The organism is Ruegeria sp. BG5 (assembly GCF_056538425.1).
Map to the genome: position 1 here is coordinate 1,938,581 of NZ_JBQFTC010000001.1, position 14,708 is coordinate 1,953,288.

Below are 14,708 nucleotides of genomic sequence, written 5' to 3' on the forward strand. Positions count from 1 at the left end.
TTTGGCTGGCAGACTATACCACGCGGGGCCTTTTGTGAACGGGTCAGACCTGCTGGACCAGCGCGCCGCGTTCGGACATGAATCTGCGCAGCCGCGACAGGCCGTCTTCGATATCGGCAGTGGCCCGAGCATAGGAAAACCGCAGGGTCTTGTGACCGCGCGCGGGGTCGAAATCCAGCCCCGGGGTGACCGCGACGCCGGCCTTGTCCAGAATTTCCGCCGCCAAGGCGCGGCTGTCGTCGGTCAGGTCCGAGACGTCAGCATAGACATAAAACGCCCCGTCCGGCGGGGCGATATTGGTGAAACCGGCCTTGGGCAGCCCGTCCAGCATCAGCGCGCGGTTCTGGCGGTAGACGTCCAGATTGGCCTGCAACTCATCGTCACAATCCATTGCGGCCAGCGCGGCCACCTGACTGGCATGGGGCGCACAGATGAACATGTTCTGAGCGATCCGCTCGACCACCCTCACCTGATCTTCGGGAACCACCACCCAGCCGACCCGCCAGCCGGTCATCGAGAAATACTTGGAGAAGGAATTGATCACATAGCACTCATCCGTCAGTTCCAGCGCGGTGACGGCTTTGGCCTCATATTCCAGCCCGTGATAGATTTCGTCGCTGATGAATGAGGCGCCCTGTCCCTGCGCCGCGTCGATCAGCGCACCCATAGCCGCGTGATCCAGCATGGTGCCGGTTGGATTGGCCGGGGACGCGACCATGAGACCTTGCAGATCCAGCCCGGCAAAATCGCTGGGCACCGGTTGCAGCCGATTTTCGGGCGCAGTCGGCAGATCGACAGGGACCAAGCCAAGGGCCTTCAGGATCTGCCGATAAGACGGATAACCCGGCGCGCCAATGCCTACGCGGTCGCCACTGTCAAAGAGCGCGGTAAAAGCCAGCAGAAACCCGCCGGATGAGCCGGGCGTGATCACCACACGTTCGGGGTTCAGATCGACATTGTACCATTCGCCATACATCCGCGCGATCCGCTGCCGCAGCGCCGGCAGGCCCAAAGCCACCGTATAGCCCAGTGGCCCTTGCTGCATCGCCTCGGCCAAAGCTTCGGTCGCGCCTTTGGGGGCACCGGTTCCGGGCTGGCCGACCTCCATGTGGATGATGTGGCGTCCGGCCTCTTCCGCTTTGCGTGCGGCCTCCATCACATCCATCACAATAAACGGATCGACCCCGGACCGGGTTGAGTTTCTCATGCCCATCTCCCATGTTGCAGCCATGGCTTTTGAACGCGTATCCCGGCTGGCGTCAATCCCGGCCCTGATACTGGCGGCTGTCGTTTGGCTGACGGCCGCAGCGCAAAGCCATGCCCAAAGCCTGATCCGCGACCCCGATATCGAATACGGGCTGCGAGAGCTGGCCTTTCCGGTGCTGCGCGCCGCCGGTCTGAACACCAACCGGGTGCGAATTCTGGTGGTCAATGACAGTACCTTCAACGCCTTTGTCATCGACTACAACGCCATCTACCTGAATTACGGTCTGATTCTGGGTGTCGACAGCCCCGAAATGCTGCAGGCGGTGATCGCACACGAGGCCGCGCACATCGCCAACGGGCACCTCGCCCGTCGTGCCGAGAACCTGCGGGCGGCAAACCGCAATGCGGGCCTGGGCACCGCCTTGGCCCTGATCGCCGCCGTCGCTGGCGGTGGGGAAGCCGCAGCCGGGATTGCCGCTGGTGTACAGGGCTCGGCCTTGCGCAGTTTTCTGGGCCATACGCGGGCCGAAGAAGCCTCGGCCGACCGAAGCGCCGCCAGTTACCTGCGATGGGCCGGGATATCGCCCAGCGGCATGGTGACGCTGCATCGCAAATTCGCCGGCCAGGAATTGCTGAGCCTGACCAATCAGGACCCGTACATGCGGTCCCACCCCACCAGCCGCGAACGTCTGCGCGCAGCCGAAGCGTTTCTGGAAGAATTCGGTGACAAGGCCGAGCCCAACGCCAATGCCGACTACTGGTTTGCGCGGGTCAAGGGCAAGCTTTCGGCCTTTCTGCGCTCACCCACATGGACCTTGCGCCGCGCCAAAGAGGAAACCGACCGCGACATTCGCATGATGCGCGAGGCGTCGGCCCATCACCAAAACCGCAACCTCGCCCGCGCCCGCGCAGCCATTGACGAAGCGCTGGCCATTCGCCCGGACGATCCGTTCTACTACGAGCTCAAGGGGCAAATCCTGTTGGAAAACAGACAATTGTCCGAGGCTGTTCAAGCTTATGGGCAAGCGGTCGAGATGGCTCCGAATGATTCATTGATTCTAGCCGGATACGGGCGCGCATTGCTGGCGCAAGGCAAGACTAACGAGGCTTTGGGCGTGCTTGAAAAAGCGCGGGCGCGTGATTTTCGAAACGCCCGCCTGATGCGCGACCTGGGCCTCGCCTATTCGCAGGTTGGAAATAACGGGATGGCGGCGACCGTCACCGCGGAACGATATGCCCTGCAAGGCCGGTTGGCCGATGCGGGGATCCACGCAAGGCGCGCCGTCGGGCAATTGCCCGAGGGCTCTCCGGGTTGGCAAAGGGCACAGGATGTGTTGATTGCCTCGGAACGCGCAAAGAAATCAAAAAGGAACAGGAAATGATCCTCAGACATGCAGCACCCGCCCTTCTGGGGCTTTCCCTGATCACAGGCCCGGCGCAGGCGCTGGACTTGAACGCGATGACCGAGACCGAGCGCGCCGAATTTGGCGCCCAGGTCCGTGAGTACCTTCTGGAAAACCCCGAGGTCATTCTGGAAGCGATCAACATTCTGGAACAGCGCAACGCCGCCGCCGAAGCCGCCGCGGACAAGGAACTGGTCGCGGCCAACTCGGATGAGTTGTTCAATGACGGTTTCAGCTGGGTCGGCGGCAACCCGGACGGAGATATCACTCTGGTCGAGTTCATGGACTATCGCTGCGGCTATTGCCGTCGCGCGGTGCCCGAAGTGGCGCAGTTGCTGGAAGCCGATGGCAACATCCGGCTGGTGATCAAAGAGTTCCCGATCCTTGGCGACGCCTCGGTCCTGTCCTCGCGCTTTGCCGTGGCCACCAAACATGTGGCCGGCGCTGATGCGTATAAACAGGTCCACGACGCCCTGCTTGAATTCAGCGGCGAGCCGTCCGAAGTGACCCTGCGCCGTATCTCGGACGGTCTGGGGCTGGACAGCGACGCGATCATCGCCGCAATGAATAGCGATCAGGTCACCGAAGAAATCCAGCACACCCGCGCCCTGGCGCAGCGGATGCAAATCTCGGGCACGCCGTCCTTCGTTCTGGGCACCGAAATGCTTCGCGGCTTCCTGCCTGCCGATCAGATGCAACAGATCGCGGATGGTGTGCGCGCGGATCGGGGCTGAACGAACCGTCTGGAGGCGGGCATCCCGCCTCCTCCGGTACAAGTTCGTGGCACCCACTCAATAGGGAAATGGTGCGTCGCACGTCAGCCAGACCACCCACCGGTTCGTACCATCGGAACGGAACTGTGCAGCCGGCACAGCGGTGCCCTTCACGCTGGCGGGGATAACATCGCGCCCCTGCTTGCGGCTTTCGGCCAGCACAGCCTGGATGTCCTGAGGGTTCGAGATGCGCCGCACCCCATTGTTCGGAGCAATCGGACCGGATCGGCAGTAAGTTGAACGTGCAACCTGCTGCGCCACAGCCATTGCCGCTTTCGCGTCGCTGCCGTCTCGTAAGGATACCGCGACGCGCGCGGCCAAATTCGGATCAGCCAGAACCAGCGGTTTGTCTTTTGGCGGCTTTCCCTGCCCGCCCGGAGATAAGGTCACGATGATGCTTGAAACTGTGACACGGTCAGTACCGGGCGCAAGGTCCGCAGACAGGTAGCGCAATTGGGTTTGGGCAACCGTTGCTGGGATCGGAATATTCACATCCCGTGGATACCGGTCCAGCTCACCCGGACCGTTGCTACACGCGCCCAGAACGAGGCAGAGGACTGCAGTAACGCAGGAAATAAATTTCATGAAAAACGCCTTTGAACTGCTCGATTTCAGGACAGTCTTTAAAGGCAATTCAGGCGAAAAAATGTCGTCGTGGAAAAATACCTAGGACGACGTCAGGCACACCGCAGGAAAGATGTAAGGGCCACTCTTCGGCCTTTACTTTCGCGTCCAGTTCTGCGGTCAATTCTTTTTGCCGGTTTTTTCAAACTCGGCGAATTTCTCCGCATAATCCGGGTGCCAGCGTGACAAAGCCGGGCGGTTTTCGGTCAGGTCGACCGTATTCCACTCGATCCGGCGGTTGTCGCGGGTGCTGTCCACGTCATTGTCCGGGCAAAGAATGTAGAACTCACCTTCTGACATACGGCTTATGAAATGATCCACCGTCTGCTCGCTGGTCCAGGCGGCATCGGGTTTTTCCGGAAGGAACGCCGCGATCATGCCGGTATATGTGAAACCGGGAACGAACAGATGCACCGAGATCGGGGCCTCGGCCTGCCGCAATTCATGCGCCAATTGTTCGCTGAGAACGCGCACAGCCGCCTTACTGACATTGTAGCCCGGATTGCCGGGCGGCGTGGTAATACCCTGCTTCGAGCCGGTATTGATCACGACGGCGGGGCGGCCGGCCTCGATCATGCGCGGAACAAAGGCCTGTACCCCGCGCAGAACACCCAGAAAGTTAACCTCAAGCAGTTTCAGCCAGTTTTCCATCTCGGACCATGCTTTGGTCGGCAGGCTGATACCGGCATTGTTCATCAATACGGCGACCGGCCCCGTGGCAAAAGCTTTGTCGGCCAGCGCATCGATGTCTTCCTGCTTAGTGACATCAGTCGGAACAGCAAACACCTGGGCTCCGTCCGCAGCATGGCTACGAACCTCAGCCACGGCCTCATCCAGCGGCTCACCGGGCAGGTCGGCCAGAATGACGCTAAGGCCTGCCTGCGCGAACCGGATGGCCGATACGCGGCCCACACCGCTGGCCGCCCCTGTGACGACGGCCACACCGCCCTGTTCAATTGCCTTGAGATACATGCCAATCCTCCCTTTGTGGGACAGAAGGCTACTCCGCCGCCTCTGCCGCTGCATCCAGTTCGGCGGCTTTCTTCTCTACCTCTTCCACGATGTGATCGATCATCTGATCGTTCGACATCTTGTGGCTGGCCTTGCCCGCCAGATAGACCATGCCGGACCCTGCCCCGCCGCCGGTAAAGCCGACATCGGTCATCAGCGCCTCACCCGGACCATTTACGACGCAGCCGATGATCGACAAGGACATCGGTGTTTTAATGTGCTCCAGCCGGTGTTCCAACGCCTCGACCGTTTTGATCACGTCAAACCCCTGCCGTGCGCAGGAGGGGCATGAGATGATGTTGACGCCGCGATGGCGCAGGCCCAGAGATTTGAGGATTTCAAAGCCGACCTTGACCTCTTCCACCGGATCGGCGGACAGGCTGACGCGGATCGTGTCGCCGATGCCCATCCACAGAAGATTGCCCAGACCGATGGCGGATTTGATGGTGCCGCTGACCAGCCCACCGGCCTCGGTGATACCCAGATGGATCGGAGCATCCGTGGCCTCGGCAATGCCCTGATAGGCGGCTGCCGACAGGAACACGTCGCTGGCCTTCACGCTGATCTTGAACTCGTGGAAGTCGTTGTCTTGCAGGATACGGATATGCTCCAACCCGCTTTCGACCATCGCCTCGGGGCATGGTTCGCCGTATTTCTCAAGCAGATGCTTTTCCAAGGACCCCGCATTCACGCCAATGCGGATCGAGCAATTGTGGTCGCGGGCGGCTTTGATCACCTCTTTGACGCGCTTTTCATCCCCGATATTGCCCGGATTGATCCGCAGACAGGCGGCACCCGCCTCGGCGGCTTCGATGCCTCGGCGGTAGTGAAAATGAATGTCGGCCACAATCGGCACCGGGCTTTCGCGCACGATCTCTTTCAGCGCTTTCGCGGATGCCTCATCCGGGACCGACACGCGAACGATATCCGCACCAGCCTCGGCCGCCGCCTGCACCTGCGCAACCGTCGCAGCCACATCCGTGGTCAGGGTGTTGGTCATGGTCTGCACGGCGATGGGCGCATCACCACCAACCGGCACATTGCCGACCATGATCTGACGGGATTTGCGGCGATAAATGTCGCGCCAAGGGCGTACATGATTAAGAGACATGAGAACCTGTCCGCGTCTAGCTGGGTTGCGACATTAGATAGTCCGCGAACCGGGGTACCGCAATGGCTAGATCACTCGGACGGTTGTTCCGCGACTTCGGTCTGCAGCTCGGCCACGAATTGTTTCAGGGCGCTGTTCTGCTCGGCCTCAAGATCGGCTTCGGCATAAACCTCGGACACCGCATCCTTGGACAGGACAACGCCTTTCGCCACGGTGCCCGGTGCACCGGCGGGGCCGTAATGCTTGCCGTTCATCGAGAAATAGACCGAACCCGAAGCGCCTGCACGCAGCTGCGGCGGTTCTTCGGTCAGCGGCACTTCGAACACATTGCCCTGCTCGACCGTGCCCAGAGTACCTTCGAAGATCACGCTGCCATCGGCGGCCGTGACGCGCATCCAGGCCGGATCGACGGCCACGATCTTCAGCGTGGTGTCGATCTGTTCAACAACCTGCGGCAAGGCCGGGCGTTCCACGGTATGGATGTCGGCCACCACAACCTCGGGCAGTTCAGGCGGGCGGAACGTGCCCACATCACGCGGATCGAGCGTTGAGATCGGTGCATCGCGCGCCACCAGAACCGGCACATCCAAGGCCTGCGGGCGGTACAGACGATCCAGCGCCTCGACACTGGGTGCTTCTGCTGTTTCGACCTCAGGCGAGGCGCTGCGGGCGGCATCCAGCGGATCAAGATCAGACAGAACGACGGGGGCCTGTTCAACCGGGCTGACCTGCACCTGCTGGATCCGGTTCAGAACGGACCAGCCGCCATAGCCGATACCACCGATCAGCGCCAACAGCACCAGCGACGATCCGATGGCGCGCGGTTCTATCTGACTGACCAGAGATTCCTTGCCCGGAATGTAGGGTGTGTTGGGCGAAATGAAGGGGTCGCGCCCCATCGGTCCGCGCGCGGGCAAATCGCCCGAGGGTTTGCGCACAACAGACGCCTGAGCGGACATTCCATGCGCCACCTCGAACCCGCTTTCTGCGCAGAAGGTGGCGAAGGTTTCGTCGGGGTCCATACCCAGATAACGGGCATAGGAACGCACATATCCGGCGATGAAGCCGGGTGTGTCAAATGCGTCGGGGTCGGCGTTTTCAATGGCAGCGATGTAGTTGGCTTTGATCCGAAGCTCGCGCTGAACGTCCAGAAGCGATTTGCCCATGGTGGCACGCTCGCCGCGCATTCGATCACCAAGCCGAACCTCGTAATCGTCAAACCCTTTGGGTCTGACGTCTACACCTTCCTCGGCTTCGCGCTGTGATCTGCGCCCAATCATCCTGCTGCCCCATTCTGCCTGTCACGCGTTTCGCGCTAACGGCGAATCGCCCCCATAACGATTCGTCCGTCACTTTTGTTAGCGTAAGCTTAACACGTGGCAAATAAGTTGCACACTTTGGCGTGAGGTTATCCGGCAAGTTCGGCGCGATTTAGCGCACAATGTGACCAAAGTTCGTCCATGGCCTGCACCAGACGGTTCAATTCGCCCGGTCCATGCACCGGAGACGGGGTAAACCGCAAACGCTCGGTCCCGCGCGGGACGGTCGGGAAATTGATCGGTTGCACATAGATGCCATAATCCTCAAGCAACCGGTCGCTGAGGATTTTGGTGTGCACAGGGTCCCCGACGATGACCGGGACGATATGGCTGCCGTGGTCGATCAGCGGCAGGCCCAGCCCTTTCAGGCGCAGCTTCAGGATACTGGCCTGAGTTTGGTGCTGTTCGCGCAGCTCAGGGGCCGTTTTCAGATGCGCCACCGAGGCAGCCGCCCCTGCCGCAACCGCAGGCGGCAAAGACGTGGTAAAGATGAAGCCCGGCGCGTAAGAGCGCACGGCGTCACACATCTTCTCGCTGGCCGCAATATAGCCGCCCATGACACCATAGGCTTTGGCCAGCGTGCCATTGATAATGTCGATACGATGGGCCAGACGATCACGCTCGGTCACGCCACCGCCGCGCGGGCCGTACATGCCAACTGCGTGGACCTCGTCGATATAAGTCAGGGCGCCGAATTCATCGGCCAGGTCGCAGATCTCTTCAATCGGGCCGAAATCGCCATCCATGGAATAGACCGACTCAAAAGCGATCAGCTTGGGCGCATTGGGATCATCCGCTTCCAGCAGTTCGCGCAGATGGGCGACGTCATTGTGGCGGAAGATGCGCTTGGCCCCGCCATTGCGGCGCACGCCTTCGATCATCGAGGCATGGTTCAGCGCATCGGAATAGATAATCAAACCGGGGAACAGTTTGGGCAGAGTGGAAAGCGTCGCGTCGTTAGCGATGTATGCGCTGGTGAACAGCAGGGCCGATTCCTTGCCGTGCAGATCGGCAAGTTCGGCCTCAAGCCGTTTGTGATAGACCGTGGTTCCCGAGATATTGCGCGTCCCGCCCGAGCCTGCACCAGCCGCATCCACAGCCTCATGCATCGCCTCCAGAACAACCGGGTGCTGACCCATGCCCAGATAGTCATTGCCGCACCACACAGTGATGTTCTGCGTTGACCCATCAGGACGAGTGCGAACCGCATGCGGGAAATGCCCGTTCCGACGTTCGATATCGATAAAGGTCCGGTAACGTCCTTCGTCATGCAGCCTGGCAATCGCTGTATCGAGCTGAGCAGTATAGTCCACCGGACCCTCCTAATTCACCCAAGGTGATACACCCACCCTAAGCGCGTATTCCACCACCTGTCACAGCCTAAAGCGTTCCGGCGGTTTTTCGTTCCCTCGTGCTACCTGACTACAGGCGAACGGAAGAACCTAACTTTGACCTGCATCAAATATAAACTTCATTCGGGTCGAGCAAGTATAGTTACGCCCCCCAGACGCGAGGAAACGACGCAGGCCCCGTGTCTTAGCCCGCCCGGTTTCCAATGATAGCACAAATTCCACCTCAACGCCTCTGGACGGCAGCGGCTACGCTGGTAGGTTCGCCACAATCCAAAATCACGCAGGAGCCCTGTTATGTCGCTAGACGCCGTGCTGAGCCGGATCGATTCCGATCTGCAAACTTCGATCGACCGGTTGATGGAGCTGTTGCGCATCCCGTCCATCTCGACCGACCCCGCCTTCAAAGAGCAAGTGGATCAGGCCGCCGACTGGCTTGTGGCCGATCTGCAAAGCATCGGTATCAAGGCCGAAAAACGCGAAACCCCGGGGCATCCCATGGTTGTCGGACATGTGGGCGAGGATTTGGACGGTCCGCATGTGCTGTTCTACGGCCACTACGATGTGCAACCGGTTGATCCCCTGAACCTGTGGAACCGCGATCCTTTCGATCCGGCCATCGAAGACACCGAACACGGCCCGGTCATTCGGGGACGAGGGTCGTCGGATGACAAAGGTCAGTTGATGACCTTTGTCGAAGCCTGCCGCGCCTGGAAAGCCGTGCACGGCACCCTGCCCTGCCGCATCACCTTCTTTTTCGAAGGCGAGGAAGAATCGGGTTCGCCCTCGCTGGTGCCCTTTCTTGAGGCCAACAAAGAAGAATTGCAGGCCGATCTGGCATTGGTTTGTGACACCTCGATGGTGTCACGCGGCGTGCCCTCGATTTCATCGCAACTGCGCGGGATGCTGAAGGACGAATTCACCATCATCGGCCCACGCATCGACCTGCATTCCGGCCATTACGGCGGCCCGGGGCTGAACCCCCTGCGCGAATTGTCCAAGATCATCGCCTCGTTTTACGACGATGAAACCGGACGCGTCGCGGTCGAGGGGTTCTACGAAGGCGTGCACGAGGTTCCTGCCGAGCAGCTGCGCCAGTGGGAAAACTGCGGCTTTGACGAAGCCGACTATCTGAACTCGGTAGGCTACAGCCAGCCCCATGGGGAAAAAGGCTACTCGACCCTCGAACAGCAATGGGCGCGCCCGACGCTTGAGGTCAACGGCCTTTGGGGCGGGTACAACGGCGCAGGGTCCAAAACGGTGATCCCGTCCGAGGCGCATTGCAAGATCACCTGCCGCCTTGTTGGCGACATGGACCCGGACGCCCTGCGCAAGAAAATCCGCAAACATGTCGCAGACCGCCTGTCGCCGGACGCCAAAGTCACGTGGGAAAACGACCTTGAAGGCTCACCCGCTTCGGTCATGAACCTGGACCGCCCCGAATTCGAAGCCGCGCGCGGTGCGCTGTCGCATGAATGGGACCGCGAGGCCGTCTTTACCGGAATGGGCGGATCGATTCCGGTTGTCGGTTACTTCAATACTGTGCTCGGGCTGGATTCGATGCTGGTCGGCTATGCAAATGACGACGACGCCATTCACTCACCCAACGAGAAATACGACGTCAAAAGCTTCCACAAAGGTATCCGCTCCTGGGCCCGCATTCTGGACGCTTTGAATAAGTAAGAGTCTTTTGCGAGGCTCTGCCTCGCGCTCCGAGGTATTTGGGAACAGAAGAAGTACGGATCCCCTGCTACTTCTGTTTGAAAATACCTCGGGGGAGTCGCGGCTTGCCGCGGCGGGGGCAGAGCCCCCTTTCCTTACATATGGATCACACGCCCGTAGGCATCCAGCACGGCTTCGTGCATCATCTCGGACAGTGTTGGGTGTGGGAAGACAGTGTTCATCAGATCTTCTTCGGTTGTTTCCAACTGTCGACCAACCACGTAACCCTGGATCAGTTCGGTCACTTCCGCGCCGATCATGTGGGCACCCAGAAGCTCTCCGGTCTTGGCGTCAAAGACGGTTTTGATTAGGCCCTCGGGCTCTCCCAACGCGATGGCCTTGCCGTTTCCGATGAAGGGGAAGCGGCCGACTTTGATGTCATAGCCCAGTTCTTTGGCCTTGGCTTCGCTGTAGCCGACCGAAGCAACCTGCGGCTGGCAATAGGTGCAGCCCGCGATGCTTTCGGGTTTGACCGGATGTGCGTGTTTGCCCGCGATAAGGTCCGCGACCATGACGCCCTCGTGGCTTGCCTTATGCGCCAGCCAAGGCGCGCCGGCGATGTCGCCGATGGCATAGAGACCCTCGACCCCCGTGCGGCAATATTCGTCTGTGATCACATGGGTCCGGTCGATTTTGACGCCCAGAGCCTCTAGCCCCAGGTTCTCGACATTGCCCACGATACCAACGGCAGAGATCACGGTGTCGAAATCGTGTTTCTCGACCTTGCCCTTGACCTCGATATGCGCTGTGACCTTGCCCTTGGCGCGATCCAGCTGCTTGACCATCGCTTTTTCCATGATGGTCATGCCTTGCTTGGTGAAGGCTTTCTTGGCGAAGGCGCTGATTTCGGCGTCCTCGACAGGCAGAACCCGGTCCATCACCTCGACCACGGTCGTGTCTGCGCCAAGCGTATTGTAGAAGCTGGCGAATTCGATGCCGATGGCGCCGGACCCGATGACCAGCAGTTTCTTCGGCATCCGGGGCGGTTGCAGCGCGTGTTTGTAGGTCCAGACCAGATCGCCGTCAGCCTCGAGCCCCGGCAGTTCGCGCGCCCGTGCGCCGGTGGCCAGCACGATGTTCTTGGCCGTCAGTTCTTCGGTGCCTTTGTCCGTCTTGACGGTCACTTTGCCCTTGGCGGGGATCGTGGCCTCGCCCATGATCACGGACACTTTGTTTTTCTTCAGCAAGTGCCCGATGCCGCCGGAAAGCTGCCCTGCAACACCGCGCGACCGTTTGACAACCGCATCCAGATCGTAGCCGATCTTGTCCGCTTTCAAGCCGAAATCCTTGGCCCGCTCCATCAGATGGAACACTTCGGACGAGCGCAGCAGCGCCTTGGTCGGGATACAACCCCAGTTCAGGCAGATACCGCCCAGATGTTCACGCTCGACCACAACGGTTTTCAGCCCCAGCTGCGCCGCGCGGATGGCAGCAACATAGCCTCCGGGGCCTGCCCCGATTACGATCAGATCAAAAGATTGTGCTGCCATGTGTCCCTCTCGGCGCAGGTCAGATGAAATTTAGTTTACCATTAAACTATTTTTCAGAACGCATCAACACACCCGACCCGCGACAAAAGCGACGCAGGGTAAACAGTGGCAGAATTGCGCTGTTTTCAGCCTATACCCGCGCCATCCCAAAGGCTAGAAAAGAACAGCCGACAGTGGCGCCGCTTTCCTAATCACAAGTCATTCGAAAGGCTTACCATGGCCAAAACTCTGAAAGATCTATTTCTTGCCCTGCTCAACGCAACATTGATTCTGGTGGCGCTGTGCCTGTTTCTGGGATGGAAGCTGGCCTCGAGCGTCGAGAATGTCACAACCGATTTCGCCGAAACACTGCAGGTTGTGACGCCTCTGCGGGACGAAGCACAAGGTATCCGGGGGGAACTGGCGGCTTTGCGCAGCGAGCTTGCGGCCCTGCCGACCGATGGCAGCGTTATCGACACCGCCACGTCGCGCCGGATTAAGTCGGCGCTGAACCGGCTGAACGCGATCGAGGACAAGCTGCAAACAACTCAGGCCCGGTTCTCTGACCTGGCAGAGCAACCGGACGTGTTGATCGAAAAAGCCATTCAGACCTCGGGCGACGTTGTCGCCGACCGGGTCCTTGCCATCAGAGGATGCGTCCCCGAGACTTAACTCGCCGCCTGAAGCTCGCGCACTGTTGTGCCGTAGCCGCCCATGTTGACATATGCTGTCTCATGTTCGGTCGAGTGGCGCGACAGTGCCTCGTTCCGATAGGGGAACCGGCCGAATTTGCGGATCACCTCACGATGGGCCCGAGCATGTAACAGATTGCCCGGGTTGCTGCTGAGGTTCTGGCACATCAGGCGCACACAGCGTTCCTGATCGCACAGGTTTTCCGAATGCATCATGGGCAGATAAAAGAACTGCCGGGCCGGTTCATCGATCCTCATATCCCAACCCTTGTCCACCGCACATTTGGCGGCGGTAAGCGCCGCCTTGTCCGTTGCAAAGGCTTTTGCGCTGCCTCGGAACATGTTGCGTGGAAACTGGTCGGTCAGGATGATGTAGGCCAACACCCCGCTGGGATAGGTCAGCCAAAGAGAGAATGTCCCTTCGGTTGCGGCCTCCCATGTTGTCTGGAAACGGTCCCGGATTTCCGCGTCCAACGCGTCATCCTGTAGATACCAACCTTTGGGACCAACTTCATCTAACCAATAACTCAATACGTCTTCAGGCCCTACCATTGCCCTAAACTCCAACTTGTGCCCTCCCCAGGGACGTAACGTCATTTAAGGCTGTTTTACAGAATTGTAACAGTAAAATATTGCAACATTAGCGACATATTTACGTGTCTTAAGCGACTTCCTGCGTATCCTGTTCAGCTTCGGCGGCCTCGATGGCCACCTCTTGTGCCACTTCAAGCGCAACCGGCGACGCGGTGGGATAAAGCGGGGACATGGTGCCGGTTTCGTCGACAGGCACAGTCGGGCGCTGCGTCGTCCGGTAGAGCGCATAGACTGCGGTCATGAACAACAGGGCGGCGATAAACAGGAAGAAGCCCTGCGGCCCGAAAATGGCATCACCCATCAGCCAGCCGGTGATCAGCGGACCTGCAATTGCGCCCAGACCGTTGATGAAGATCAGCCCGCCCGAGGCCGCCGCCATGTCCTCATGCTCCAGAAAGTCGTTGGCGTGGGCAATCAGCAGCGAATAGAGCGGGTTGGACATGCCGCCGATCAGGAAGGCAGCGCCCAGCAGAACCGGGAATGCCAGACCAAAGATCATTCCAACCACAGCACCGATGCCGCCGCCAGCCGAAACAAGCATGATCAGAACGCGGCGATCCATCCGGTCCGAGAACCAGCCCAGCGGATATTGCAGAACCACTGCCCCAATATAGAACGCGGCCACGAAAGATGAGATTTCGACCAATGTCAGCCCGGCGCGTGCGCCATAGACTGGTGCCATGCCGAACTGGGCCGAGAATACACCGCCCAGCAGGAACATGCCGACGCAGCCCAGCGGCGATTTCCCCATCAACTCGCGCAGGGTCATCGGTTTTGTTCTATCGAAGGCCGGTGTGGGGGAAATCGACAACAGAATGGGCGCAAACGAGACCGAAACCAGGATCGAGGCGATGACGAATGTCTCATAGCCCGCCGGATCGCCCAGCAAAACAAGCCCTTGCGCGCTGATGATCCCGGTCATCTGGACGATCATATACAGCGACAGCGCCTGACCACGGTTTTCATTGCTGGCGGCGTTGTTCAGCCAGCTTTCGGCAGTGACATACACACCCGAGAAACAGAACCCGATCACGACGCGGCCCAGAACCCAGGCAATCGGGTCGGTCAGCATCGGATACATGATCATCACGGCCGAGATGAATGAGGCCAGCGCGGCAAAGACCCGGACGTGCCCGACCCTGCGGATCATCTCGGGCGTCAGGCGCGATCCGCCGAGGAACCCAAGGAAATACGCCGACATCACAAAGGACATCTGAAGGGTCGAGAACCCCTCGATCTCGCCACGAACGCCCAGGATGGTGCCCTGCAGGCCGTTGCCGATCATCAAAAGACCCATTCCGAGCAACAGCGCCCACGCGCTGGACAGGACCTGAAACATTGGGGCCTCCGATGAAATGCCATTTTAAACTTGGATTCGTTGGTGCGATCAAAAAACGCTCTGGTCGCGCTTGTCTACGACTTTCCTGTCGTTTGC

At 59.7% G+C, this 14,708-nt stretch carries 13 protein-coding genes; 4 read left to right on the top strand and 9 right to left on the bottom strand.

From position 1 onward, the window contains the following. Positions 1-43 precede the first annotated feature (43 nt). Positions 44-1,207, bottom strand: coding sequence for an aminotransferase class I/II-fold pyridoxal phosphate-dependent enzyme (locus ACR0KX_RS09160; RefSeq protein ID WP_170621968.1), 1,164 nt, complete (start codon positions 1,205-1,207; stop codon positions 44-46). Here ACR0KX_RS09160 and ACR0KX_RS09165 point away from each other — a divergent pair. Together ACR0KX_RS09165 and ACR0KX_RS09170 are read left to right on the top strand one after the other, a co-directional pair. After that, the gene (locus ACR0KX_RS09165; protein ID WP_170621969.1) at positions 1,206-2,588 is read left to right on the top strand and encodes a M48 family metalloprotease; all 1,383 of its coding nucleotides are present in this window, start codon (positions 1,206-1,208) and stop codon (positions 2,586-2,588) included. The two genes, ACR0KX_RS09160 and ACR0KX_RS09165, sit on opposite strands and share 2 nt — an antisense overlap. Further along, a complete protein-coding gene (locus ACR0KX_RS09170; protein WP_170449980.1) occupies positions 2,585-3,343 on the top strand; it encodes a DsbA family protein in 759 nt (252 codons plus the stop codon). The genes ACR0KX_RS09165 and ACR0KX_RS09170 overlap by 4 nt, the downstream gene beginning before the upstream one ends. Before the next feature lie 57 nt (positions 3,344-3,400). On the opposite strand, the gene ACR0KX_RS09175 is transcribed toward ACR0KX_RS09170, so the two are convergent. From ACR0KX_RS09175 to hemA, 5 genes are all read right to left on the bottom strand, one after another. Further along, entirely contained in the window at positions 3,401-3,967 is a 567-nt protein-coding gene (locus tag ACR0KX_RS09175) for a hypothetical protein (RefSeq protein ID WP_480708325.1), read from the bottom strand. Between the two features lie 159 nt (positions 3,968-4,126). Next, positions 4,127-4,978: an SDR family NAD(P)-dependent oxidoreductase gene (locus ACR0KX_RS09180; protein WP_480708327.1), complete on the bottom strand. Its 852-nt coding sequence runs from the start codon at positions 4,976-4,978 to the stop codon at positions 4,127-4,129. Positions 4,979-5,006: 28 nt separating this feature from the next. Further along, complete coding sequence (ispG, locus tag ACR0KX_RS09185) at positions 5,007-6,128, bottom strand: flavodoxin-dependent (E)-4-hydroxy-3-methylbut-2-enyl-diphosphate synthase (protein ID WP_170449976.1); 1,122 nt, start codon at positions 6,126-6,128, stop codon at positions 5,007-5,009. Positions 6,129-6,199: 71 nt separating this feature from the next. After that, positions 6,200-7,408, bottom strand: a complete 1,209-nt coding sequence (locus ACR0KX_RS09190; RefSeq protein WP_170449974.1) for a helix-turn-helix domain-containing protein — start codon at positions 7,406-7,408, stop codon at positions 6,200-6,202. A gap of 128 nt (positions 7,409-7,536) precedes the next feature. Next, complete coding sequence (gene hemA, locus ACR0KX_RS09195; RefSeq protein WP_170449972.1) at positions 7,537-8,760, bottom strand: 5-aminolevulinate synthase; 1,224 nt, start codon at positions 8,758-8,760, stop codon at positions 7,537-7,539. A gap of 333 nt (positions 8,761-9,093) precedes the next feature. Between hemA and ACR0KX_RS09200 the strand changes: the two genes are divergently transcribed. Beyond that, positions 9,094-10,479, top strand: coding sequence for a dipeptidase (locus ACR0KX_RS09200; RefSeq protein ID WP_170621973.1), 1,386 nt, complete (start codon positions 9,094-9,096; stop codon positions 10,477-10,479). A 134-nt stretch (positions 10,480-10,613) separates the two neighbouring features. Here ACR0KX_RS09200 and lpdA read toward each other — a convergent pair whose 3' ends face one another. Next, positions 10,614-12,008 (bottom strand): dihydrolipoyl dehydrogenase, encoded by a 1,395-nt coding sequence (gene lpdA, locus ACR0KX_RS09205; RefSeq protein WP_170621974.1) that lies wholly within the window; start codon positions 12,006-12,008, stop codon positions 10,614-10,616. A gap of 216 nt (positions 12,009-12,224) precedes the next feature. Here lpdA and ACR0KX_RS09210 point away from each other — a divergent pair, with 216 nt between their 5' ends. Continuing rightward, complete coding sequence (locus ACR0KX_RS09210; RefSeq protein ID WP_480708329.1) at positions 12,225-12,659, top strand: hypothetical protein; 435 nt, start codon at positions 12,225-12,227, stop codon at positions 12,657-12,659. Here ACR0KX_RS09210 and ACR0KX_RS09215 read toward each other — a convergent pair. Together ACR0KX_RS09215 and ACR0KX_RS09220 are read right to left on the bottom strand one after the other, a co-directional pair. Further along, entirely contained in the window at positions 12,656-13,231 is a 576-nt protein-coding gene (locus ACR0KX_RS09215) for a DUF924 family protein (RefSeq protein ID WP_170449964.1), read from the bottom strand. The two genes, ACR0KX_RS09210 and ACR0KX_RS09215, sit on opposite strands and share 4 nt — an antisense overlap. 109 nt (positions 13,232-13,340) lie before the next feature. Next, positions 13,341-14,612, bottom strand: a complete 1,272-nt coding sequence (locus ACR0KX_RS09220; RefSeq protein WP_480708331.1) for an MFS transporter — start codon at positions 14,610-14,612, stop codon at positions 13,341-13,343. Between the last annotated feature and the right edge of the window lie 96 nt (positions 14,613-14,708).